The following is a 23,947-nucleotide window of genomic DNA, read 5'->3' as shown; positions in this document are numbered from 1 at the left end:
CTTTTCATCTGTTATTACAAAAAGCAAAATAGTCACCACTCGTTGACGCTGAGTAATGAAGTGCAATTTTCTTAATGTCCGATTTTTTAATAGGGTGGGGTCATCTGTGCTAATCCCTTGTGCTTATAGTTTAGTAAATGAATGATAAAAACTGTATTACTAGCAACTTTTAGATTCTAATTTGCTATTTGAGCAAATCATCCGCATTAAAAAAGTTATTTAATGCTTGCAAAAAGTTATATTTCCATTATAATAATTAAGTAGCTAAATTTGGTCGTTATGAAGATATTGTTCCAATGAAGCTTACTTTATTTTTTCTTAAGTCTCAGTAGCTCAGCTGGATAGAGCAACGCCCTTCTAAGGCGTCGGTCGGGAGTTCGAATCTCTCCTGGGACGTTTACAGTAACAAATTAGTACAAATGAGTATATATAAAAAACCTCGTAAATGTTGTTGCGCCAACGTTTATGAGGTTTTTTATTTTATTTAAGAAACCTTTTAAAACAGATTTTAAATGAAAAGATACTAACACTTCACATTCAAGGAATCCTTGATTTAGAAGATCTAGCATTTTAAGTTCCTGTATGACATCGAAACTGCAACTAGTAACTACCTTGTTTTAAGAGGTTTACAAGAAGAATTAAAGTTGAATATCCAGATGGAACAGGACTTCAATTTAATGCGTATTTAAATGTGAAGATTGATTCCGCAGCAGTTAATACGGCAATGACTGTCACGGCAGGGATGATTTTGCAAAGTGATATCACTGTCACAAACCCTACTGGAGTTTAAAATTTGTTGGATCAACCTACACATTGTGGTAAGATTTTCACATATTTGAACACATTTGGAGGAGAGTACGTGAAAAAGGTTTTAGTATTAATATTGATTATGCTGATGGGGTCTGTGTTAGTAGCTTGTGGGAAAGAAGACACTAAAAGTATTCAAGAAAGTGACTCAGTGCAAGCAGATACTGAAAAAGAAGAAAAAAGTGAAACAAAAAGCGAAAAAATAGAAGTAGATAAGGGATTACTGAACGTGGAAATTAAGTTGCCAGCTTCAATGTTCGAAGGACAAGACATTGAGTCAGTTATTTCAGAAGCAAAAAAAGATGGTGTAGATGAAGTTACAAAAAACGATGATGGTTCACTCACTTATAAGATGTCTAAGGCTAAACATAAAGAAATGTTGAAAGAAATGCAGGACAGCATTTTGGAAGGGATAGAAGAAACAAAGAACAGCGATGACTTCGTCTCTATAAAAGACGTTACGTACAATAAAGATTTCTCTGAATTTGTTTTGCTTGTAGATAAAGAAAAATTTCAAAATAGCTTTGACGGGATTGCTGGTTTTGGTTTAGGTATATCTGGTATGTATTTTCAACTATTTAATGGTGTTAATCCAGACAACTATAAAGTTACAATTATTATTAAAGATGAAACTTCAGGAGAAGTATTAGATACTGTCGTTTATCCAGATGCTTTAAATGAATAATAAATATCAAAAAAAGCACTCTCATTCGAGGGTGCTTTTATATTAGGAGGAAAATGAAACTGGTGAAATACCCATGGTTGGAAATCTATTACTAATCATACAAGCGACCATGCAGACATATTATCATGGCATGACTTTTGAAAAAGTTTTAGATCTCTCCGATGAGTATGTGATATTGGAAATACATACACAGACTTGATACCTGTCATGGTTGGCGCTATTAAAGCGACACCGTCATTTCACGAGCCAATCTACGGGCAATACTGAAGAACAAGATGCACCTTAAAGACTCTTACGCTTTTCTTAGTTTTATGATGTCTTTGCTTTCGCTGTTCTTTTTCTTGTAGTAGGCTTTTTCTTCTTTGTTTTATCAAGGGATGCCTGGAGAGCTGCCATCAAATCGGTCACATTAGATGCTACGACTGGTTGTTTTTCGGTAGTTGTAATTGTATTATTACCAGCTTTCTTTTCTTCAATTAAATCCATTAATGCGGTTCTGTAGTCATCTGTATATTTCTCGGGATCAAAAGTTGTCGTTAGTTGTTCTACTAATAGAAGCGCTGTATCAAGTTCTTTTTGAACAACTATTTGTTCACTCGAGATGTTGGGAACATCTGCACTGCTTCTCACTTCATCTGGAAAATGTATAGTTTCCATCAATAGTGTATCTTTATATACTCGAACGACAGCCAATTGCTCTTTGGAGCGGATTATTATTTTGGCTACTCCTATTTTCCCGGAATCGAGCAAAGTTTTTCTCAAAAGTGAGTAGGCTTTTCCTCCACCACTATCCGGAGCCATAAAATAACTACGTTCAAAATAAATAGGATCAATTTCCTCTAATTTCACAAAATCAATTATTTCCACTGCTTTGTCTTCGTTTTCTTTTCTTAATTTCTCCAACTCTTCGTCGTCTAAAATGACAAACTTATTTTTAGAGTACTCATATGCTTTTACAATATCTTCGTTTTGCACTTCTTTTTTACAACCTTCACAAACCTTTTGATAACTAATTGGGGTATGACATTCTTTGTGCAATTGTCTTAGTTTTATATCTTTATTCTCGGTCGCAGAATGAAGCTTAATAGGAATATTGACTAGACCAAAGCTAATACTTCCTTTCCAAACCGTATGCATATATCTTCACCTTCTTCGTTTTATTCTTACTATGTAATCTTTTGATGATTTTATGTATTAGTCATGATAAATAATCAAAAGCTAGAAGAAAGAGATAGAAAAGAGGGGAAAAAATTGAAGCCAATGCTACTAACGGATGCAACGGAAATCCCGATAGGTAAAGAATGGTTATATGAAGCAAAATACGACGGCTTTCGGTGTATATTAATTTGGGAAAACGAACCAATTCTTATAAGCCGAAATGGAAAAAATTTAAATTCAATGTTTCCTGAGATCATTCGATTTTGTCAGGAAATGTATGAACGTATTTGTCCTTTCTTGCCATTAACATTTGATGGGGAGTTGGTTTACTTGAAGAATAATTTTCAAAGTAACTTTTCTACTGTTCAAGCAAGAGGACGAATGAAAAATGAAAATAGTATTAGGAATCACTCTCAATCTTTTCCTTGCCATTATATTGCTTTTGACCTTCTGAAATTTAAAGGAGAAAGCCAAACTAGTAATTCTTTTACAAAACGAAAGCAACAATTGAGTAAACTCTTTCAAAGCATTAATCTACCTATTTCAATAGATTATGAAGATATTAATCGTATACAAGCAATAAATGTTTTTCAAAATAGTGAAATATTGTGGGACGAGATAGTTGTAAATAACGGAGAAGGGATAATTGCCAAGAGGAAAACAAGTAGTTGGGATAAAGATAAACGCAGTGCTAACTGGTTAAAAATAAAGAACTGGAGATATGTAAGTGTTGTCTTAATAAAATATGATAAAAGCAATAGCTATTTTCATGGTTCCGTATATCATAATGAACAACTTGTGGAAGTAGTTACTTTCCGTCACGGTCTTAAAGAAGAGGAGTTAAAAACTTTAAATGCATTATTTCAAGCCAATGGAACAAAAACATCTGAAAATGTTTGGATTCTTGAGCCATCCATTTGTGTAGAGATAGCTTGTATAGATTTTGATGGAAAAAGTTTAAGAGAACCAAGTTTTCATGCATTTAATTTTGAAAAGGAGGCAAGCGAATGTTATTGGCAGCAAATGCTAAGGCAACTTTATCCACTTCCTGAAAAATTACAAGTAACTCATCCTAAAAAACCAGTTTGGCCAGCAACAAATATTTTAAAAGATGATTATTTATATTACTTACAAATTGTCTCTCCTTATCTTCTTCCATTTTTAAGGGACCGACTACTTACTGTCATTCGATTTCCACATGGATCTCCAGGAGAAAAATTTTATCAAAAAAATTGGTCGGATAATCTCCCTAGTTTTATAACAACAGAGAAAGTTGATGATAACTGTTTTGTTTTATGTAATAATGTGGAATCTTTATTGTGGCTTGGAAACCAACTTGCTTTAGAACTACACATTCCTTTCCAAACTATCCAAACAAGCAAACCGACCGAAATTGTCTTTGATTTGGATCCACCTTCTGTTAAAGAATTTTCTTTAGCAGTCGAAGCAGCATTACAAATGAAAGCTATATTTGATCATTTTGAACTACCATCTTTTGTGAAAACCTCTGGCGGTAAAGGAATTCAAATTTATATTCCGCTGCCTATAAATACTTTTTCCTATGAGGATACTCGTGTGTTTACGAAGTTTGTTTGTGATTTCTTATGTGAACAAGATCCACGATGGTTTACTACTGAACGATTAAAAAAGAATCGTAATAATAAACTGTACTTGGACTATGTTCAGCATCATGAAGGTAAAACGATAATTGCACCCTATTCTCCAAGGGGGAATGAGCAGGGGTTAATTGCGACCCCGTTAAAATGGGATGAAGTGTGCGATTCACTTAAGCCTGATTTATTTACAATTCCATCCGTTCTAGATCGTTTGAATAAGCAAGCTAATCCATTTCATGGTTTTCGACAAGAAATAGATGGTCAAAAGTTTGCAAATGTTCTTAACCAGTTAAAGAATAAATAATTTGAGTACAGAAGTATTTTCCATTGATATAAAACATATGTTTGTATAAAATAAGAACAAACGTTCTTTGTGGAGGGGTCAATGTGAAAGAAAGTCTTTTGAAAACCATGCGTTATGGACAATTAATGGATGTTATGTATTTATCGAGAAGTGGCGAAGTCACGAAACGGCGGATAAAAGTATTGAAGTTACAAGGTGAATCATTTCAAGCATATTGTTTCACGCGACATGCAAAACGTACTTTCCTTATTGAAAATATTCTCGCTTGCATTCCTGTCATGAACAGAAAGAAGGATATAATCTAATGACTTATTTAAATGATCACTTCGATGAAAAACTCGATTTATCTAAAGTCCAAGATAGAGGTTCAAAAAAGTGGGTGGCCATGATGTTACCGGAACATGTTAAACTCATTCGACAATATAACGAAGAATCCAAGAAAGCACCACGTCCACAATTAGATGAATGGGATTTAGAAACAATACAAGAACTAATAGAAATTGCTATGAAAAGAAATGTAGATGTGGAAATGAAAACATGGAAAGACGGTGAATTTTTTTATCGGGCGGGTAGGATTACTTGGGTGGATTTAAATCGACGAGTAATTGAAATGGAAGATACCTTTCAATCATTTACATTAACTTTGAGTGAAATAGTTGACGTGACTATATTTGAGTAGAACAAAAAGAAGTGGAAATAACACCGAGATGTAATGGATATAAAATATAAAAAAATATGTTTAATACAATCTATAGTGGGAATATAAATAGCGAGCTTGATTATACGCGCGGAAGGCACCGCAGGAGAGGGAAGGAATGCTAAAGGCGCCTCTTCCCTGAGGCAACGCCTTCATGACCAACATCCTGTTGGCCTAGGAGACTGAAGCCATGCCCGCGAAAAGCGTCCGCCATAGCGGCAATCAAAGACATTTCTAGATTACTCATCTTAAAAGGACCGGGCGTTTTTTTGCCCGGTTTTTCTTATCCAGCATTTAAGTTTATACCCTCCTTTTCTCAAAGATAGGAGAGTATTTACAATTATTTTGAAGAAAGCATAGGAAAAAAGTACAAAATGATATAGTATATACATATCGATGGTAAAGGTAGGCGAGTAAAATGAAGGAAAAAAAATATGGCCTAAAAAACAATGAAAATGTTATTTTCTTTCCAGGAATGGTTAATAAATTAATAAATGATGGTTTAGCTTTTGCTGAAGAAAATAACTATGTGAAAGCGGCAGGATGTTTTGATGAAGCGAAGAAGCATGTGGAACTAGATGATATGATTTTGAGTGTTTATATACTTACTTTGTTAGAAACAAAACGTCAACAAGAAGCAAAAGAAATTTGTGAGAGATTAATGAAGAAAAAATCTCCTATGCTTGAACAAATTGTTGAATTATATTTAACTATTTTACTTGATTTGAAAGACTACAATGAAATTGATACTGTATTAAATAAACTACTGGTAGATAAAAGATTTTCGAAGGAAAGGAAAAAAAATTTCCTTCAGTTAAAAGAACTAAGTGGAAAACTAGCAATGGAGCAGGAAAGTCTATTAGAGAAGAATAGTTCTTATACGTCTAATATAGAATTGGAAAAATTCAAATTAGATGTATTTACAAAGCTACGATTAGAGGAGCAAGAGCAATTATTGCAAGATTCCTTTTTCCAAGATGTAACGGAAGCTATACCGAATATAATTCAAATTGCTGAAAGCAAAAAAGTTTATCCCGCAGTTCAGTCACTTGCTTTATTAGTCCTTGGAGCAATTGGTGAAACAACAGAGGTATTAATTGAAAAGTTTGGCTTTAAAGAAAAGATCAACCCGGTAATGCCACCAGCACCAAATGCAGTGGATAGAATTGAATCTATAAATGAGTGTGTTCATAAATTTTCGGAAAAAAATCCTTCTAAATTCGAGATGACAATTGGATTAGTTCGTAGTCATGCTTATTCATTGTTCCCGTTCGATTGGAAGGGATACAGTGATGAAGAGGTAGCAGAGGGCTATATAAATTATGTAGAGACATTATTAGGAAAAGAAAACGAGCAACCAAATGAGTTGTATGATTTCATCAAAATATTGGACGAGTCTACCGCAATAATAGATAATGATTAATGTTGAAAGTCTATTCAACTATGCTATAATATACAAGTTGTCAATATAATTAGTGAAAACCTGTCCTGTTACTTATTTTACAGGCTGCTAAATTATGTAATTTATTTTTGGAGGTAGAATATATGTCAGTGAAATGGGAAAAACAAGAAGGAAATAATGGTCTTTTAACTGTGGAAGTTTCTGCAGATGCAGTAACAAAAGGTTTAGACCAAGCGTTCAAAAAAGTAGTAAAACAAATCAATGTACCAGGTTTCCGTAAAGGGAAAATGCCACGTCCAATGTTTGAAAAAATGTATGGTGTAGAATCTTTATTCCAAGATGCTTTAGATTTCATTCTTCCAGATGCTTATGGAAGTGCTGTAGAAGAAGCTGGGATTGATCCAGTTGATCGTCCTGAAATCGATATCGTAACAATGGAAAAAGGACAACCACTTGTGTTTACTGCAAAAGTTGTTGTAAAACCGGAAGTTACTCTTGGAGATTACAAAGGTTTAGAAGTAACTAAACTACAAACAGAAGTAACAGATGCAGAAATCGAAGAGCAACTTCAAAGTCAACAAGCTCGATTAGCAGAACTTGTAGTAAAAGAAGATGCAATTGTTGAAGGCGATACTGCAGTTATTGACTTTGAAGGCTTTGTTGGAGAAGAAGCGTTTGAAGGTGGAGCTGGAACAGATTACTCTTTAGAAATCGGTTCTAACACATTTATCCCAGGTTTTGAAGAACAGTTAATCGGTTCAAAAACTGGTGAAGAAAAAGACGTAACAGTAACTTTCCCAGAAGAATATCACGCTACTGAATTAGCTGGTAAAGAGGCTGTATTTAAAGTAACTGTGAAGGAAGTAAAAGGAAAAGAACTTCCTGAATTAAATGATGACTTTGCAAAAGAAGTAGATGCTGAAGTAGAAGGTATCGACGGATTACGCGCAAAACTAAAAGAAGTAACTGCTGAAGAGAAAAAACAATTGGCTGAACAAACTCTTCGTGATGATCTAGTAGAGGCTGCTGCTGGAAACGCAACAATCGATATTCCAGAAGTAATGATCGAGTCTGAAACTGATCGCATGCTACAAGAGTTTGGTCAACGTTTACAACAACAAGGTATGAACTTAGATCTTTACTATCAGTTCTCAGGTCAAAATGAAGAAGCACTACGTGGACAAATGGCAGAAGATGCTAAAAAACGCGTACAAGTTTCATTAACACTTGAAGCAATTGGCGAAAAAGAAGAAATTCAAGTAAATGAAGAAGATATAAATGCAGAACTTGAAAAAATGGGTGCACAATTTAATATGTCAGCTGAAGATATTAAGAAAGCACTTGGTGGTACTGCTGTACTTGAAAACGATTTACGTTTCCAAAAAACAGTTGACTTCTTAGTAGAAAACGCAAAAATTTCATAATTCGAGTAAAGAGCGTTATAATAAATAGAGCAAGGTACAGTATTATTGTCTGTGCCTTGTTTTATCTATACATAAATTTTCTGACTTTATTAGACATACTTAAACTTATTATTTGATTCCTTCTAAAGAATCTTGTAAGATAATTGCTTGAATAGGGGTGAATATTTTGTTCAAATTTAATGATGAAAAAGGGAACTTAAAATGTTCTTTTTGTGGTAAACCACAAGAACAAGTTCGTAAGTTAGTCGCGGGACCAGGAGTATATATTTGTGATGAATGTATCGACTTGTGTTCGGAGATTGTAGAAGAAGAACTTGGTGTAGAAGAAGAAATAGAATTTAAAGAAGTTCCAAAGCCAAAAGAAATACTATCTATACTAGATGAATATGTAATCGGACAAGAGCGAGCAAAAAAATCACTTGCAGTAGCTGTTTATAACCATTACAAACGAATTAATTCAAATAGCGTAATAGATGAAGTCGAATTATCTAAATCAAACATAGTGTTAATAGGTCCGACTGGTAGTGGTAAAACATTACTTGCTCAAACTCTTGCACGTATTCTTAATGTTCCATTTGCAATAGCTGATGCTACATCATTAACTGAAGCGGGTTACGTGGGTGAAGATGTAGAGAATATTCTTTTAAAATTAATTCAGTCAGCGGATTACGATATAGAACGAGCAGAAAAAGGGATTATTTATATCGATGAAATAGATAAAGTAGCACGAAAATCCGAAAACCCTTCCATTACTAGAGATGTTTCAGGTGAAGGTGTTCAACAAGCCCTTCTAAAAATTTTAGAAGGTACAGTTGCAAGTGTTCCGCCTCAAGGAGGACGTAAGCACCCACATCAAGAGTTTATTCAAATTGATACAACGAATATTTTATTTATCGTTGGTGGGGCATTTGATGGGATTGAACAAATTATTAAACGTCGTTTAGGCGAAAAAGTTATCGGGTTTGGAGCAAATCCTAATAAAGCAGAGGTGGAGTCGAGCTCTGTACTTGCTCAACTAATACCAGAAGATTTATTAAAATTCGGTTTAATTCCTGAATTTATAGGACGTTTACCAGTATTGGCTAGTCTAGAACAATTAGACGTTCAAGCACTTGTGCAAATATTAACGGAACCTAAAAATGCTCTAGCAAAACAATATCAAAAAATGATTGAACTCGATAATGTGAAATTAACATTTGAAGATGAAGCATTAGTAGAAATAGCGAAACAAGCAATCGAGCGTAAAACGGGTGCTCGTGGACTTCGTTCAATTATTGAGAATATTATGCTTGATGTAATGTTCGAGTTGCCTTCAAGAGATGATATTGCGGAATGTGTTGTTACAAAAGAAACAATTACTGAGCAAGCAACGCCGAAGCTTTTGTTAGAAGATGGAACTGAAGTAAAAAAAGATAATGAAAAAACATCGGCTTAATAAGCCATTGAAATAAGCTGGCTTCCAATATGCGCTTGCTAAGTGCAATCAAGGATGTCGGCTTTTTCTCCTTATGTTATAAATGCGCAAGTAGTCCACTTAGACCAAGCCGAAGTTCTCCTCCAAAGAGCTTAGAAATAGGATGAGAAGATAGTAACTGGTAAGGAAGGTTAGTGTTTAATTAGTGCATAAATCGGACAGAATTAAAGGGAGGTGACTTTCCAAAATGGCGGAAAAAAATAAAACTTATTATCCTGTACTACCACTAAGAGGCCTTCTGGTGTATCCAACAATGGTTCTACATGTGGATGTCGGTAGAGAACGTTCTGTTGCTGCTATAAACGAAGCAATGTTACGTGAAGAAAAAGTGTTTCTTATTGCCCAAAGGGATATGAATTTAGAACATCCAAAGGTAGAAGATTTATACGATGTTGGGATTTTAGCAGATGTCAAACAATTGGTAAAGTTGCCAAATGGAACTTTTCGAGTTTTAGTTGAAGGATTGCAAAGAGCTATTTGGGATGACTACAAAGAAAGAGAAACGTACGATGAAGTTTCAGTGTCTTCCTATATTGAACCAGAAAAAGCAGATCAAGAAGACGAAGCGCTAATGCGAACTTTAATACATAATTTTGAAAAGTATTCAAAGGCATCGAAGAGCGTCTCAGAAGAGACTTATAAGTCGGTTGTAGATATTAAAGAACCTGGTAGACTGGCGGATATGGTTGCTTCTCATTTACCCTTAAAAATTTCTGGAAAACAAGAAATTTTAGAAATTATGGATGTAAAAGAGCGTTTAGAAACATTAATAAGCCGTCTGTACAATGAACAAGAAATTCAAAACTTGGAAAAGAAAATTAGTAACCGTGTAAAGAATGCAATGGAAAGAACGCAAAAAGAATTTTATCTTCGTGAACAAATGAAAGCCATTCAAACAGAGCTAGGTGATAAGGAAGGTAAAACCGGTGAAGTTGCAGAATTGAAGAAAAGGATTGAGGATGCAGGTTTACCAGAAACTACGAAAAATAATGTTTTAAAAGAATTAGATCGTTATGAAAAACTTCCAACTCAAGCCCCTGAAAGCGGCGTCATTCGAAACTATATTGATTGGATTGTCTCTATACCGTGGTCCAAAGCAACTGCAGACACACTTAATATAAAAAGATCAGAACAAATATTAAACCGTGATCACGAAGGCTTGGAGTCAGTGAAAGAAAGAGTTTTAGAATATTTAGCTGTTCGTCAATTGACGAAATCACTTCGTGGACCAATTCTTTGTCTAGCTGGCCCTCCTGGGGTAGGGAAAACTTCATTAGCAAAATCGATTGCAGAATCATTGGGACGTAATTTTGTCAGGATTTCGCTTGGTGGAGTTCGCGATGAATCAGAAATTCGTGGACACCGTAGAACGTATGTGGGGGCAATGCCTGGACGTATTATTCAAGGGATGAAAAAGGCAGGCACTATAAACCCATTATTTTTATTAGATGAAATCGATAAAATGTCGAATGATTTTAGAGGAGATCCTTCTGCAGCAATGTTGGAAGTGTTAGACCCGGAGCAAAATAGTACATTTAGTGATCATTATATCGAAGAAACATATGATCTATCGAATGTTTTGTTTATTGCAACTGCCAATGATCTAAGTACAATTCCAGGTCCACTTCGAGATAGAATGGAAATTATTTCGATAGCCGGTTATACTGAATTAGAAAAGCTTTCGATCGCCAAAAATCATTTACTACCTAAACAAGTGAAAGAACATGGTTTATCGAAAACGCAACTCCAAGTAAAAGATGAAGCGATTGTTGACGTAATCCGTCATTATACCCGCGAGGCAGGAGTGAGAAGTTTAGAGCGCGTACTTGCGAATATTTGTAGGAAAGCAGCTCTTCAAATTGTTTCCGGCACTAAAAAGCGTGTGATAATCTCTTCTAAAAACTTAGAAGAAACAATTGGTAAGAAAAAATTCCGTTATGGACAAGCAGAGACAGAAAACCAAATTGGTGTAGCAACTGGACTTGCTTATACTACGGTAGGTGGAGATACTTTACAAATTGAAGTTTCCTTATCTCCTGGTAATGGCAGATTACAGCTAACTGGTAAGCTTGGTGATGTTATGAAAGAATCAGCACAAACAGCTTTGTCATTTGTCCGCTCGAAAGCAGAAAAAATTGGAATTGATCCTAACTTCCACGAAAAATTTGATATTCATATACATGTTCCAGAAGGAGCAGTACCAAAAGATGGACCTTCTGCGGGGATTACAATTGTCACTGCATTAGTTTCAGCATTATCTAAACGTCCAATTCGACGAGAAGTCGGTATGACGGGTGAAGTGACACTAAGAGGGCGAGTTTTGCCGATTGGTGGTTTGAAGGAAAAAACATTAAGTGCACATCGCGCAGGTTTAACAACAATTATTTGTCCAAAAGATAATGAGCGCGATATTGAAGATATACCAGAGAGTGTTAGAGAGGTCTTAACTTTTAAGCTTGTTTCCGATGCTGAAGAGGTACTTCAAATAGCATTAGAGGAGTGAGAGCATGAAAGTGAATAATGTAGAACTATTAATAAGTGCTGTAAGGCCAGCACAATATCCGGAAGGAGATTTACCTGAATTTGCCCTAGCAGGAAGATCAAATGTTGGGAAATCTTCTTTCATTAATAAAATGATTGGTCGAAAAAGCATGGCTCGTATTTCATCAAAACCTGGGAAAACTCAAACATTAAATTTTTATAAGTTAGAAGAAGATTTACTTTTTGTAGATGTACCTGGATATGGATATGCGAAAGTTTCTAAGTCAGAACGAGTTGCATGGGGAAAGATGATTGAAACGTATTTTACTTCTCGTTCTATTTTAAAAGCGGTTTTATTAATTGTTGATTTAAGACATCCACCTAGTGCAGATGATTGCATGATGTATGATTTTTTGAAGCATTATAATATTCCGTGTATTGTTATTTCTACTAAAGCAGATAAAATTCCAAAAGGAAAATGGGATAAACATAAGAAAATGGTAAGAGATGAACTGCAAATGGATAAAACTGATCCTTTAGTTGTATTTTCTTCTGAAACCGGTCTTGGTTTTGATGCTGCTTGGGCAGAAATTGAGAACAGAATGTAATAGTATTTAAAAATGAGATTATAACTGATTATTTAGGGAATAATATCCTCTAACTAATCAGTTTTTTTTATGCGATCAGAAACAGACTTAAATGGTGCTAGCGTCTTTTCTTAAAAGAGAGTTTATGGAATATCGTCCTGTGAAATAGCATCTCTTTTTCGGATTGCAAGATGGAATGTTCACTATGTTTACAAATAATTCAATCCTCTTTGTGAACACTTAATGGATTGTAGTGAAAGGTGGCGACTCCAGCGGGAGGCCAACAGGATGTTGGTCACGAAGGCGTCGCCACACGATGTGGCGCTCTTAGCCTTTGTTCCTCTGTGAGACAGATGAACCATCACAACGACGCGAAAGCGGCGGTGATGGTTCAGCGCTCACCCCGCGGAAAGCGTCCACCTAAAACGGAAATCCTCGGTAATATATCTACCTGGCATATATGATATTTTCGAACTCGGAGTTTTTCCTATAGATCTCATCAGTAGTATTGAATTTGAATAAAGTTATTTGAATAATGCGTTTTTTGGAACATTGGTTGGTTTCCTTGTATTGATCAACGTATTTTGTTAAAATTAAATTATAATAATTCTAATTTAGGTAGTAGTTATTTCATAGCTTGTTCACAATTGTTTCTGATCGAAAGAAAATGCTATGGTATAATTGAATTTATAGAAATGAACGTGAAAGGGTGGCATTATTCCATGCATACAATCGTGGTGGGTGTCAATTACCGTACTGCTCCAGTGGAAATTCGAGAAAAGCTCTCATTTGTTGAAACAGAGCTTCCGAATGCAATGCAAGCGTTACAAGAACAAAAAAGCATATTAGAAAACGTGATAGTTTCTACTTGTAACCGTACAGAAATTTATGCGACTGTAGATCAGTTACATACAGGGAAATACTATGTTAAGCAGTTCTTAGCAAACTGGTTTGGTATACCACTAGAAGACATCTCCCGCTATTTATTTATTCACGAAGATGACCAAGCGAATAATCATTTATTCCAAGTAACGGCTGGAATTGATTCGATGGTTCTTGGTGAAACTCAAATATTAGGTCAGGTGAAGAAGAGTTTTCTAAATGGACAAGAGAACGGAACGACAGGAACAGTTTTCAACCAATTATTTAAACAAGCGGTTACATTTGCTAAACGTGCACATGCAGAAACAGCTATCGGAGAAAATGCAGTTTCCGTTTCATATGCAGCAGTGGAACTGGGCAAGAAAATTTTTGGTTCACTAAATCATAAGCATGTAGTAATTATCGGTGCAGGAAAAATGGGTGAGCTTGCTATTCAAAACTTGCATGGTAGTGGAGCAGGTAAAGTGACGGTCATTAACCGTACATTTGAAAAAGCAGAAGCATTAGCCTCTAAATTTGATGGCACAGCAAAACCTATGGATGAACTACAATGTGCTCTATTAGAAGCAGATATATTAATTAGTTCAACTGGATCAACGGATTTCGTGATTGATTATGAGCTAATGCAATTTGTAGAACGTCTGCGTAAAGGAAAACCATTATTTATGGTAGATATTGCAGTGCCAAGAGATTTAGATCCTCGAATCGGTGATTTACCGAATGTATTTCTTTACGATATTGATGATTTACAAGGCATTGTAGAAGCAAACCTTGTAGAACGTGAACGTGCAGCTGCTCAAATTCAAGAGATGATTCAAACAGAAATAAACCAATTTAATGACTGGGTTACTACATTAGGAGTTGTACCGATAATTTCGGCACTTAGACAAAAAGCAAATCGTATTCAAGAAGAGACAATGGCTTCAATTGATAACAAGCTGCCTAATTTAACAGAACGTGAGCGAAAAGTGCTTAGTAAGCATACAAAATCAATCATTAATCAGTTGTTAAAAGAGCCGATTTTGCAAGTGAAAGAATTATCGGCAGTTAAAGAATCTACTGAGCAACTTCAATTGTTCCAACAAATATTTGGAATTGAAGAGGATGTAAAGCGAGAAATTAGTGTACAAGCAGAAAAAGCAAAAGTTGATATAAAGCAATCATTATTGACATCCCATAACCTACAAGAAGAAGTATCATATTAATGAAGTAAAAAAGGAGGCGTTTTTGTATCTGTATGTCATAATAGATATAGAAAACGTCTTTTTATATATTAAAAAGCATTACCTTTCTAGGCGATGACTGTTGGTGACCACAAGATGTCGAGATTTTTGAATATATTTCTTTAAACACTGCACTTCCGCTTTATATATAATAAAGGAGCATATTAATGACTGATCTTGCGATGATAAGGCTACACGAGATAATGGTCATTCTACAATCCGTTAGCCTTGTTTTTTATTTTGTCGATTATCTAAATAAAGATCGTAGTGCACATCGTATTGCAGTGTTGCTACTTTCCATAGTGTCATTTCTTCAGACGGTTTTTTTAGTAATGTATATTATAGAAACTAAGAGATTCCCGATTTTATCGCTATTTGAAGGGATTTATTTTTATGCTTGGCTTATTATTACATTATCCATTATATTGCAATTAGTATTTCGACTTGATTTGCCTGCATTCTTTTTAAATATAATTGGATTTATTTTCATGACGATACATACATTTGCACCAAATCAATTAGAACAAACGGCAGTTGGTGGTGCACTCCAATCTGAATTATTAGTAATTCATATAATATTTGCGATGTTAGCATATGCAGCTTTTTCACTTTCTTTCGTTTTTTCATCGTTATATTTAATCTTGTATCGTGTACTAAAAAAGAAAAAATGGTCTAAGCAATTTTCAAGGTTACCATCTTTAAAACAGGCGGAAACAGGTATGACCTTAGCAATATTAATTGGAATCCCTCTGTTGTTTGTAAGTTTGGTCCTTGGGTTAGAATGGGCATATGTATCATTAAGTGTATTTTCTATTTTTGACTTTAAAATTGTTAGTTCCCTAGTTTTGTTGGTAATCTATATCGTTGTCCTTCTTTTAAGAAAACAAGCAAGGTTTAAAGGAACGAATTATGCATGGATTCACATATATGCATTTTTATTTGTTTTAATTAATTTTTTATTAATCAGTCCATTATCACAATTTCATCTTTGGTAATAAGAAAGGTAGAGAAATCATGCGTAAAATTATTGTAGGTTCTAGAAGAAGCAAATTAGCTTTAACACAGACAAATTGGTTCATTCAGCAAATGAAAGATATTGGAGTACCTTTTGAATTTGAAGTAAAAGAAATCGTAACAAAAGGCGATCAAATTTTAAATGTGACATTATCAAAAGTTGGTGGAAAAGGTCTTTTTGTAAAAGAAATTGAACAAGCACTTTATGACAAAGAAATAGATTTTGCTGTACATAGTATGAAGGATATGCCTTCTGTATTACCGCCAGGGCTCGTAATGGGATGTACACCTAAACGTGTAGATGAGCGAGATGCATTCATCTCAACAGGACATGTAAAATTTGCTGATCTTCCAAAAGGAGCAGTTATTGGGACAAGTAGTTTAAGAAGAAGCGCACAGCTTTTGTTGTTACGTCCAGATATCGAAATCAAATGGATAAGAGGGAATGTAGATACGAGATTACAAAAGCTTCAAGACGGCGAATATGATGCGATTATACTAGCAGCAGCAGGTCTAAAACGTCTTGGTTGGAGTGATGAAGTAGTCACTGAATATTTATCAATTGAAGATTGTGTTCCAGCAGTTGGTCAAGGGGCACTTGCTATTGAATGTCGAGAAGAAGACACAGAATTACTTGCAGAGCTGAGAAAATTATCCGATAAAGATACATGGGATGCCGTGCATGCAGAACGCGCATTTTTAGCAGCGATGGACGGCGGTTGTCAAGTGCCGATTGCAGGACATGCAATAATTAGTGGCGATGGAATTACAATGACTGGTTTAGTTGCAGCTCCTGACGCATCTATTGTGTTTAAAGAAGTAGTTACAAGTAAAGATGCGGAAATAGCAGGTAAAGAAGTAGCGCGTTTAGTTACAGAGCAAGGAGCATATGACCTGATTCAAAAAGTAAAGGCAGATTTAAATGTCTAAACAGATGCTTTTGCATGGAGAGAACGTCATATTTACAGGTATATTAAGGTCTTCAGAGGCTGTAGAACTTACTCTTCAATATGGAGGAAACCCAATAGTTACTCCACTTATTGCGACAAAAGAAATTGTTTCAAGAACAGATATGGAACAATTAAATGCATGCAAAAATTATGATTGGTTGATTTTTACTAGTCAAAGTAGTGTTCATGCTTTTTATTCGAAATTGAAAAAACATGGACTGGAACCTTCATTGTTCAAATCCAAAATTGCAGTGGTAGGTTCTAAAACTGCATATGCAGCTGAAAAAATAGGCTTAAATGTAACTTTTATGCCAACCACTTTTAGTGCAGATGTATTTGTGAAGGAATTTCCTACTGTATCTTCTTCAAATGAAAAATGTATTTTTTTAAAGGGAAGTCTTGCAAAAGATACAATTACAAGTGGCTTATTAAACCATGTAGATGAGTGGATCATTTACGAAACCATAGAAGTGGAAGAGAATATTGAAAAAGTAAAAGAGTTAGTTGAAAACGATGGAAATTGTTCTATTATTTTTACAAGTCCATCAACTGTAAATGTCTTTCATCAATATATCGGAAAGAGGACAGGGTATAAGGCACTTACCGTATGTGCGATCGGACATATTACAAAAGAACATTTAGAATCTTTAGGTGCTTCTGTTCAAGTAATGCCAGAAGTCTATGTATTAACAGAAGTAATCCATAAATTAGTGGACTGGAAAGGGAGAGAGTAATGAAAGAATTATTTTTTCAACGTCATCGTCGATTAAGAAAAACTGCTGGAATTAGAGCAATGGTAAAAGAAACATATTTACATAAAGAAGATTTAATTTATCCAATCTTTGTGGCAGAAGGGGAAAATATTAAAAATGAAGTAGCTTCGATGCCAGGTGTCTACCAATTTTCATTAGATCGTTTAGGAGAAGAAGTAGATGAAGTAGTTGACCTTGGAATCCCTTCCGTTATTCTTTTTGGCCTTCCAAAAGAAAAAGATGCAGTGGGCACTCAAGCATTCCATGACCATGGAATCGTTCAGGAAGGTATTCGCTTAATCAAAGATCGTCATCCACACCTAGTAGTCATTGCTGACACTTGTTTATGTGAATACACAGATCATGGACATTGCGGTGTAGTTGATGCTAACGAACAAATTTTAAATGATCCATCATTAGACTTATTAGCGAAAACTGCCGTTAGCCAAGCGCAAGCAGGAGCGGACATTATTGCACCTTCAAATATGATGGATGGATTTGTAACAGCAATCCGTCAAGGATTAGACGAAGCCGGGTTCGCCGATGTACCAATAATGTCTTATGCTGTAAAATATGCATCTGCATATTACGGACCATTCCGTGATGCTGCAGACGGTGCTCCTAAATTTGGTGATCGTAAAACATATCAAATGGATTATGCTAACCGTATGGAAGCAATTCGCGAAGCAGCGTCTGATGTAGAAGAAGGGGCAGATTTTTTAATCGTGAAACCAGCCCTTGCGTACTTAGATATTATTCGTGATGTAAAAAACAACTTCGCTACGCCAATCGTAGCTTATAATGTAAGTGGTGAATATGCAATGGTTAAAGCTGCTGCAGCAAACGGTTGGATTAATGAGAAAGAGATTGTTCTAGAATCATTAACAGGTATGAAACGTGCTGGAGCAGATATCATTTTGACATATCATGCAAAAGATGTTGCGCGTTGGTTGGAGGAGAAATAAATGACTAAATCATATGAGTTATCAAAACAAGCATTTACTGAAGCGAAAGAATTAATGCCAGGTGGAGTTAACAGTCCAGTCCGTGCATTTAAATCTGTGGATATGGATCCAATTTTCATGGAAAGTGGAAAAGGAGCTATTCTTACAGATATTGATGGCAACGAATATATCGATTATGTTCTATCTTGGGGACCACTTATTTTAGGTCATACTGAACCTAATGTCGTCAAAGCTATTCAACAAGTTGCTGAAACTGGTACAAGCTTTGGAGCGTCTACTTTGATTGAAACCAAACTTGCAAAACTTGTGATGGAACGTGTTCCATCTATTGAAATGGTACGCATGGTTTCTTCTGGTACAGAAGCGACAATGAGTGCACTTCGATTAGCTCGAGGTTATACAGGGAAAAATAAAATATTGAAATTTGAAGGTAGTTACCATGGACATGGTGATAGCTTGCTTATTAAAGCTGGATCTGGTGTCGCTACACTAGGTTTACCAGATAGTCCTGGTGTTCCAGAATCGATTGCGAAAAATACAATTGCTGTAGCGTACAACGATTTAGAAAGTGTTCGCCATGTATTCGAAAACTTCGGTGATGACTTAGCCGCAGTAATTGTAGAACCAGTTGCAGGAAACATGGGAGTTGTACCTCCGGTGGAAGGATTCTTAGAAGGCCTTCGTGAATTGACGGAACAATATGGAACTGTTTTAATTTTTGATGAAGTAATGACAGGATTCCGTGTTGGTTATAATTGTGCACAAGGATATTTTGGTGTTACGCCTGATTTAACTTGCCTCGGTAAAGTAATTGGTGGTGGTCTACCAGTTGGTGCTTTCGGTGGTAAACGTGAAATTATGGAAATGATTGCACCAAGTGGCCCTGTCTATCAAGCGGGAACACTTTCCGGTAATCCACTTGCGATGACCGCTGGATATGAAACACTGACACGTTTAACGGAAGATTCGTATAAGCATTTTATTAAACTTGGTGATTTACTTGAGAAAGGTTTCCGTGAAGCAGCAACTAAATATAATATCCCACATACTGTGAACCGTGCTGGATCTATGATTGGATTCTTCCTCACAAATGAGGATGTAATTAATTTCGATACTGCTAAAACATCTGATTTAGAACTGTTTGCTAAATATTTCCGTTTAATGGCCGAAGAAGGTGTTTATTTACCTCCTTCTCAATTTGAGGGATTGTTCTTATCAAGTGCACATACTGAAGAGCATATCGAAAAAACGGTACAAGCTTTCCATACTGTCTTCGAAAAACTTTCAAAAAAATAAAGAAGATAAAGTCTCATATTTATTTATGAGGCTTTTTCATATTTTAAGAAGTTCTTACATAAGTTGTCCTATATAAAGGAGGATGACAAATGGAAGTGAAAGTATGGGACGTAAAAGAACAGTTTCTTTTTCCAAAAAGCTTTGGAATACCAAAAGAAGTTAAAAAGGTAGAAGTTACCCCACAATACGAACATAAAGTAACAGGAGACTCTATTCAAATAATGGGGATCTATCATATCACATGTCATGTTGAATTCGAAGAAGGAGAACATGCACATCATGCTACAAGTGAGTTTACTCAAATTGAGGATTTGGATGTACAGGGCGAAGTAGGCTATTTTGAATATGCTGTGCCTATGAGTGTGGATATCGCAAAAGATAAAGTGAAAACTGGCAGTTCTCCAACTTTGAATGTTAAACATGTAAATACAAATACAACCGAGCATGCGTCTATTGAAATAGCTTGGTTAGTACGTTGTGAATACGAAGCTCCAGAAGAAAAGAAAATGGAAGTAGTGCAGGAATTAGTGAAAGAAGTAAAAAAAGAAGCAGAACATAAAGTACAACATGAAGTAGAACATGAATTAAAACAAGAAGTAAAACAAACAATTCCGAAAGAAACAGAACATGTAGAAAGCTCAAATGTTGTGGAATCGGAGCTTCAATTTATATTTAATCTAGATGATGGAATGTCAAAATTAACGTTTCCATCAAATTATGTCTCTATAAAACAAAAAGCAGAGCAATAACAAAAAAGCAAGTAAAAAGAAATCCCAAGTCGACGGTATGATTAATACACGTATTGTTTGAAACCCACAAACAGGAACAATAATTCCTTTGACGTAAAAACGTACTATTCGTAACCGCTCTGGGAGTAAATGAGGGTTATATCCTCTTCTCATCGTACATTCTCCTTTCACGTGAATTGACTTGACGACATAACATAAGATTAGGTACAATATGAACAACTAAATATTGATGCAAAGATTGGGAAGAGTAAAATGAATTGGTTATCGAAAGAAAGGAAACAATTTGCTGAAATGTTTCTGTTAATCACCGTTTGAAGGTAGCCCAGGAGCAACTTTTGTGAACGATTAGTAGCAAAAGTCGGTTTGAAGCCGTTATCTAATTGAGAGCGTGATGTGATATTTGCATCTGCGAATAAAGGTGGTACCGCGAACAAACTCCTTCGTCCTTTAGTGACGACAGGAGTTTTTTTATATTCTTTTTTAGGAGGAGCAAACTATGACAAATGAAACAAAAATGCCCACAAAGTACGATCCGAAATCGATCGAAAAAGGTCGCTATGAGTGGTGGCTAAAAGGAAAATTCTTTGAAGCGCATCCTGAAAGTGCGAAAGAACCGTATACAATTGTAATTCCCCCACCAAATGTTACAGGGAAATTACATTTAGGTCACGCTTGGGATACTACATTACAAGATATTCTAATACGTATGAAGCGTATGCAAGGATTTGATGCACTTTGGTTACCGGGAATGGACCATGCTGGAATTGCTACACAAGCAAAGGTAGAAGAAAAATTGCGTTCAGAAAATATTACACGTTACGATTTAGGGCGTGAAAAATTTGTAGAAGAAACTTGGAAGTGGAAAAAAGAGTATGCTGGGCATATTCGTGAGCAGTGGTCAAAACTAGGTCTTGGCTTAGACTATTCACGTGAACGTTTTACATTAGACGAAGGTCTTTCAAATGCTGTAAAAGAGGTATTTGTAAAGCTGTATAACAAAGGACTAATCTACCGCGGTGAATATATTATTAACTGGGATCCTGCAACCAAAACGGCTCTTTCTGATATCGAAGTAATCCATAAAGATGTACAGGGTGCATTCTATCATATGCAGTACCCACTTGCAGATGGTACTGGTTTTATAAATATTGCAACAACTCGACCAGAAACAATGCTTGGAGATACAGCAGTAGCTGTTCATCCAGAAGATTCTCGTTACAAACATCTTATTGGAAAAATGGTTAAACTTCCGATTGTTGGCCGTGAAATTCCAATAGTCGCGGATGACTATGTGGATATGGAATTTGGTAGTGGAGCAGTAAAAATTACGCCTGCACATGACCCAAATGACTTTGAAATTGGAAACCGCCATAATCTACAACGTATTTTAGTAATGAATGAAGATGGAACGATGAATAAAAATGCTGCTGGCTACGAAGGAATGGATCGTTTTGCTTGCCGTAAACAAATCGTAAAAGATTTGCAGGACGCTGGTGTATTATTCAAAATTGAAGAACATCTTCATTCTGTAGGTCATTCTGAGCGTAGTGGAGCAGTTGTTGAACCATATCTTTCTACGCAATGGTTTGTTAAAATGCAACCACTTGCAGACGAGGCTATTAAATTACAGCAAGCAGAAGGTAAAGTAAATTTTGTACCTGAACGATTTGAAAAAACGTATTTACAATGGATGGAAAATATTCATGATTGGTGTATTTCTCGTCAACTATGGTGGGGACACCGAATTCCTGCTTGGTACCATAATGAAACTGGAGAAGTGTATGTTGGACATGAAGCGCCAGCGGATGTTGAAAACTGGCGACAAGATGATGATGTATTAGATACATGGTTCTCCTCAGCTTTATGGCCATTCTCTACACTTGGTTGGCCAGATGCTGAGAATGAAGAATTTAAAAAATACTATCCAACAAATACTCTTGTAACTGGTTATGATATTATATTCTTCTGGGTTTCTCGTATGATTTTCCAAGGTATCGAATTTACTGGAACACGACCATTTGAGGATGTTCTGATTCATGGGTTAGTAAGAGCAGAAGATGGTCGAAAGATGTCGAAATCACTTGGAAATGGTATTGATCCAATGGAAGTGATAGATAAATATGGTGCTGATTCGCTTCGTTATTTCTTGAGTACTGGTTCTTCTCCAGGGCAAGATTTACGTTTTTCTACAGAAAAAGTAGAAGCAGTATGGAATTTTGCTAATAAAATTTGGAATGCGTCTCGTTTTGCATTAATGAATATGGATGGCTTAAAGTTTGATGAAATTAATTTAGAAGGTAAAAAGTCCGTTGCAGATGCATGGATTTTAACTCGCTTGAATGAAACAATAGACCAAGTAACAAGACTATCCGAAAAATATGAATTTGGCGAAGTGGGTAGAGCGCTATATAACTTCATTTGGGATGATATTTGTGACTGGTATATTGAGATGTCGAAACTTCCTTTAAATGGAGAAGATGAAGAAGCGAAGAAAATGACTCGGTCTGTTCTTGCCTATGTATTAGACAATACTATGCGCTTGTTACATCCATTTATGCCTTTCATTACGGAAGAAATTTGGCAAAACCTTCCGCATGAAGGAGAGTCTATTACATTAGCTCCTTGGCCTACTGTAAATGAGGCACTTTCCAATAAAGAAGATGCAGCGAGTATGAAATTATTAGCGGAAATAATCCGATCCGTTCGTAATATTAGAGCAGAAGTACAAACGCCAATGAGTAAAAAAGTACCATTGTACATCTCAGCTAAAGATAATGAAACTTTAACAGTATTAGAGGCAAATGCGAAGTATCTAGAACGCTTCTGCAATCCTGAGCCACTTGTAATTGGCCAAGGAATTGTGGCACCAGAGCAGTCAATGTCAGCAGTTGTTTCAGGAGCAGAATTATTCTTACCATTACAAGGACTAATTGACATTGATGCTGAGAAAGCCCGCTTAGAAAAAGAATTAGAAAAATGGGCAAAAGAAGTGAAGTTAGTTCAAGGGAAATTATCGAACGAACGTTTTGTTTCTAAAGCGCCGGAAGCAGTAGTAGCCGAAGAACGTGCAAAAGAGCAGGATTATTTAGAGAAACACGCCGCAGTAATGAAGCGTTTAGAAGAGTTAAAAAATATGTAAAAAATAAAGAGTGAGTCGAATTTTTAATTCGGTTCACTCTTTTATTTGTGGCGAAGAAAGCATTAAGTAGTTTGAGTAGTACAAACTACAAGTTAAGTACCACATGAATTGGGACGAGCACCACATAAATCAATTTGAATACCACATAACCACATCTGAGCACCACATATCTAGGCTGAATACCTCATAAAGTAGTTTGATTGCCACATACCCCAGGTTGAGCACCACATAAATCAGTTTGAATACCACATAACCACAGCTGAGCACCACATATCTAGGCTGAATACCTCATAAAGTAGTTTGATTGCCACATACCCCAGGTTGAGCACCACATAAATCAGT

18 protein-coding genes, 1 tRNA gene and 1 other annotated feature are annotated in these 23,947 nt (G+C 35.7%); of the genes, 18 read left to right on the top strand and 1 reads right to left on the bottom strand.

What is annotated here, in order from left to right; genetic code table 11:
• The first annotated feature begins 322 nt into the window (after window positions 1-322).
• Together ACFVR1_RS15235 and ACFVR1_RS15230 are read left to right on the top strand one after the other, a co-directional pair.
• Window positions 323-396 (top strand) — tRNA-Arg (locus ACFVR1_RS15235).
• Between the two features lie 463 nt (window positions 397-859).
• Window positions 860-1,492, top strand: coding sequence for a hypothetical protein (locus tag ACFVR1_RS15230; protein ID WP_387585220.1), 633 nt, complete (start codon window positions 860-862; stop codon window positions 1,490-1,492).
• 309 nt (window positions 1,493-1,801) lie between these two features.
• Here the strand turns inward: ACFVR1_RS15230 and ku are convergent, their stop codons facing one another.
• Window positions 1,802-2,629, bottom strand: coding sequence for a non-homologous end joining protein Ku (gene ku, locus ACFVR1_RS15225; RefSeq protein ID WP_387585219.1), 828 nt, complete (start codon window positions 2,627-2,629; stop codon window positions 1,802-1,804).
• Between the two features lie 114 nt (window positions 2,630-2,743).
• Here ku and ACFVR1_RS15220 point away from each other — a divergent pair, with 114 nt between their 5' ends.
• From ACFVR1_RS15220 to ACFVR1_RS15145, 16 genes are all read left to right on the top strand, one after another.
• Window positions 2,744-4,570, top strand: a complete 1,827-nt coding sequence (locus ACFVR1_RS15220; RefSeq protein WP_387585218.1) for a DNA ligase D — start codon at window positions 2,744-2,746, stop codon at window positions 4,568-4,570.
• Window positions 4,571-4,653: 83 nt separating this feature from the next.
• Complete coding sequence (locus ACFVR1_RS15215; protein WP_387585217.1) at window positions 4,654-4,875, top strand: transcriptional regulator; 222 nt, start codon at window positions 4,654-4,656, stop codon at window positions 4,873-4,875.
• Entirely contained in the window at window positions 4,875-5,249 is a 375-nt protein-coding gene (locus ACFVR1_RS15210) for a YolD-like family protein (protein WP_387585215.1), read from the top strand. The genes ACFVR1_RS15215 and ACFVR1_RS15210 overlap by 1 nt, the downstream gene beginning before the upstream one ends.
• Window positions 5,250-5,685: 436 nt before the next feature.
• Entirely contained in the window at window positions 5,686-6,690 is a 1,005-nt protein-coding gene (locus ACFVR1_RS15205; protein WP_387585214.1) for a hypothetical protein, read from the top strand.
• Window positions 6,691-6,812: 122 nt separating this feature from the next.
• Window positions 6,813-8,093: a trigger factor gene (gene tig / locus ACFVR1_RS15200; protein ID WP_387585213.1), complete on the top strand. Its 1,281-nt coding sequence runs from the start codon at window positions 6,813-6,815 to the stop codon at window positions 8,091-8,093.
• 166 nt (window positions 8,094-8,259) lie between these two features.
• Entirely contained in the window at window positions 8,260-9,528 is a 1,269-nt protein-coding gene (gene clpX, locus ACFVR1_RS15195) for an ATP-dependent protease ATP-binding subunit ClpX (RefSeq protein WP_387585212.1), read from the top strand.
• Window positions 9,529-9,754: 226 nt separating this feature from the next.
• Entirely contained in the window at window positions 9,755-12,070 is a 2,316-nt protein-coding gene (gene lon / locus ACFVR1_RS15190; RefSeq protein WP_387585210.1) for an endopeptidase La, read from the top strand.
• 4 nt (window positions 12,071-12,074) lie between these two features.
• Window positions 12,075-12,656, top strand: a complete 582-nt coding sequence (gene yihA, locus ACFVR1_RS15185) for a ribosome biogenesis GTP-binding protein YihA/YsxC (RefSeq protein ID WP_387585209.1) — start codon at window positions 12,075-12,077, stop codon at window positions 12,654-12,656.
• A gap of 701 nt (window positions 12,657-13,357) precedes the next feature.
• Complete coding sequence (gene hemA / locus ACFVR1_RS15180) at window positions 13,358-14,722, top strand: glutamyl-tRNA reductase (protein ID WP_387585207.1); 1,365 nt, start codon at window positions 13,358-13,360, stop codon at window positions 14,720-14,722.
• 185 nt (window positions 14,723-14,907) lie between these two features.
• Window positions 14,908-15,735: a cytochrome C assembly family protein gene (locus tag ACFVR1_RS15175; protein WP_387585206.1), complete on the top strand. Its 828-nt coding sequence runs from the start codon at window positions 14,908-14,910 to the stop codon at window positions 15,733-15,735.
• Between the two features lie 19 nt (window positions 15,736-15,754).
• Complete coding sequence (gene hemC, locus ACFVR1_RS15170) at window positions 15,755-16,684, top strand: hydroxymethylbilane synthase (RefSeq protein ID WP_387585205.1); 930 nt, start codon at window positions 15,755-15,757, stop codon at window positions 16,682-16,684.
• Entirely contained in the window at window positions 16,677-17,438 is a 762-nt protein-coding gene (locus tag ACFVR1_RS15165) for a uroporphyrinogen-III synthase (protein WP_387585204.1), read from the top strand. Before hemC ends, ACFVR1_RS15165 begins: the two co-directional genes overlap by 8 nt.
• The gene (gene hemB / locus ACFVR1_RS15160; protein WP_387585202.1) at window positions 17,438-18,421 is read left to right on the top strand and encodes a porphobilinogen synthase; all 984 of its coding nucleotides are present in this window, start codon (window positions 17,438-17,440) and stop codon (window positions 18,419-18,421) included. The genes ACFVR1_RS15165 and hemB overlap by 1 nt, the downstream gene beginning before the upstream one ends.
• On the top strand, window positions 18,422-19,717 hold the full coding sequence (gene hemL, locus ACFVR1_RS15155) for a glutamate-1-semialdehyde 2,1-aminomutase (RefSeq protein WP_387585201.1): 1,296 nt from the start codon (window positions 18,422-18,424) through the stop codon (window positions 19,715-19,717). It begins immediately after the preceding gene.
• Between the two features lie 89 nt (window positions 19,718-19,806).
• On the top strand, window positions 19,807-20,466 hold the full coding sequence (locus tag ACFVR1_RS15150) for a hypothetical protein (protein ID WP_387585199.1): 660 nt from the start codon (window positions 19,807-19,809) through the stop codon (window positions 20,464-20,466).
• Between the two features lie 225 nt (window positions 20,467-20,691).
• Window positions 20,692-20,917, top strand: a binding site (T-box leader).
• A 45-nt stretch (window positions 20,918-20,962) separates the two neighbouring features.
• Window positions 20,963-23,605 carry a valine--tRNA ligase gene (locus ACFVR1_RS15145; protein WP_387585197.1) on the top strand — a complete coding sequence of 881 codons (2,643 nt, stop codon included), beginning with the start codon at window positions 20,963-20,965 and terminating at the stop codon, window positions 23,603-23,605.
• Window positions 23,606-23,947 lie beyond the last annotated feature (342 nt).

It is taken from the genome of Psychrobacillus sp. NPDC058041 (assembly GCF_042885655.1).
Lineage (GTDB): Bacteria > Bacillota > Bacilli > Bacillales_A > Planococcaceae > Psychrobacillus.
The sequence above is the reverse complement of the archived record's forward strand: the minus strand, read 5'-3'. Positions and strand labels throughout refer to the sequence as shown.